Origin of the sequence: Arsenophonus nasoniae DSM 15247, assembly GCF_000429565.1 — a bacterium.
GTDB classification, from domain to species: Bacteria; Pseudomonadota; Gammaproteobacteria; order Enterobacterales; family Enterobacteriaceae; genus Arsenophonus; species Arsenophonus nasoniae.
Window position 1 is genome coordinate 1 of sequence record NZ_AUCC01000192.1, and the last position, 1,996, is coordinate 1,996.

Annotated in this window: 2 protein-coding genes and 1 pseudogene; 1 reads left to right on the plus strand and 2 read right to left on the minus strand. The window is 33.5% G+C overall.

Translation table 11 applies throughout. The features are described 5' to 3' along the window. A partial coding sequence (locus G468_RS21800) for a hypothetical protein (RefSeq protein ID WP_034250417.1) occupies window positions 1-187 on the minus strand: 187 nt, incomplete at its 3' end. 328 nt (window positions 188-515) lie between these two features. On the opposite strand from G468_RS21800, the gene G468_RS0117300 reads away from it, so the two are divergent. Further along, window positions 516-1,235 (plus strand): helix-turn-helix transcriptional regulator, encoded by a 720-nt coding sequence (locus tag G468_RS0117300; protein WP_051297193.1) that lies wholly within the window; start codon window positions 516-518, stop codon window positions 1,233-1,235. A gap of 113 nt (window positions 1,236-1,348) precedes the next feature. Here G468_RS0117300 and G468_RS24310 read toward each other — a convergent pair. Continuing rightward, window positions 1,349-1,996, minus strand: a pseudogene (locus tag G468_RS24310) (hypothetical protein); the annotation flags it as partial.

The following is a 1,996-nucleotide window of genomic DNA, read 5'->3' on the forward strand; positions in this document are numbered from 1 at the left end:
TTATATCATCTTTAATGCAAAAGGCACTTCCATCAAGATATTTTATATCGTCATTCTCTAGATTATTTTTAAATTCCTTTACTGCAAACTGACACGCCTGTTCCGTTTTAAATTCTTGAGAATGAATAATGGCAAAGTTATTGGTTGAGTAGGGAGTTGAATACATAGTAAGAATTAATACCCACATATGATTCTCCTCTATTTATAATTCCCCTGGTATTGGAATTAAGTATAAATATTTTATTAAGAGCAATGATTATTGCTTAATACAAAAATAAAGGTTTATCAGATAATAAATAGAGTAAAAAATAACTTCAATGGAAAGTATTTATCACTCTATTTATTAAGTAATAAATACTCTTTTTGATAAAAATATTATTATATATTTGAAATATAAGAAAAATGTTAAATTTGACTTATCTAAGTATATTAAATTAAAGTCTAAGCTATCACTAAAATTTAGTTTCCTAGAAAATAGCCCTATTTTTAAGCGAATCTTGCAAAGAGGATACCGTATGAATTGCAATAATGAACAAAACAACGTAGTTATTCCTCCCATGCTATCCAGAATGCTAGATTTATTACCTGAACCTTATTGTATTCGTACACCAGATAGTCCTATTATTTATGCAAATCTAGCATTTGCAAAACTTGCAAGTCTACGATCTGTGAGTGATATTATAGATAGATTTGATTACGAAATTCCATCTTGTTTGTTTGAAAATGCTGATCTATGTGAAGAATGGCGCGTTCAGGATAGGAAAATTCTTTCTGAGCGTAAATCACAGGTTATGCTTGAAGTACATCCTAATGCTATTGATTATCCTTATATCTGCCGTAAAATCCCTTTCTATAATAATGATCATCAGTGTATTGGCGCCGTCCATTCTATTAAATACCTTGAGATATTTACGCCTAATGATTTTATCAGAGGAAAATTCCCAGGATCATTGCTACTTAATAGACCTAATGATTTTTTCACTGAGAAAGAATGTGAAATCATTTTTTTTCGACTTCAAGGGATGAGTACTAAGGAAATTTCAAAAATCATTAACTTATCTAAACGAACAATTGAGAATAGGTTATCAGCTATGTACCTTAAGGCTGGAGTTAATCACATTGATGATTTTTCTGCATTTTGTGAAAAAATTAATTTACACCGATATATCCCAAAACGCATAATTTCTTATAGTAAAATTGGATTTGATAAGGATCACGAACAGGAAATTATATAGTACCACTATAAGGGCTATTTTTACCATTTCGATGGATGGAAAAAAATAGCCATAAAAAAATAACAGATAAAAACAGACAGTATTGTTTTTACTGCTTATTTTGAAAAATAAACTTAAATGCTAAAGCCTGAATCTTGCTCGTGCCGTTGTTGTTTTTTCTGCTCCTGTTTAGGCTGTTCAGCCACCTGTTTTTGTTTTGCTTCTTTAACATTGGCTTCCAGTGTTGCCCGTTGCGCTTTCAAAACCTCCAGTTCGTCTTTTGGCATGGCACGGTTTCTCATACTTTGATTCAATGATTCTAGCGCTTTTTCAGCGTGGCGAAACGGTGAATCAATCTGGCTGTTTTTGAGATTGGCTAAATCAATATAAACAGGCTCAACCTTACGCATATCTATGTTTTTGGTATCAATGCCCATCCGGTTTAAATCCGCTTCTTTCAGGTCTTTAAGCTGCATAACCATCTTGTCATCTTGCTTAAAGGCCACCTTGAAGCGGATAACATTCTCAAAGCCATCATTTTGTGGGGCTGGCATGACAATCAGGCGGTTAAAGGCTTTATCATCGATTTTATAAGACAGGTTTTGCCTGTCGGGTTGTATTTTCTCTGGCTCAGCGGCTTTTTGAGGGTGTTCAGGTTGCAATGGCTCCTGTTTGATTTCAGGCTCTGAGGGTGCTTGTTGGGGAATTTGCACCGTTTTTTGCTGCAATTTTTCAGCATGGGATAACATCATCTGATGATATTTATCCGGTGACAAAATAAT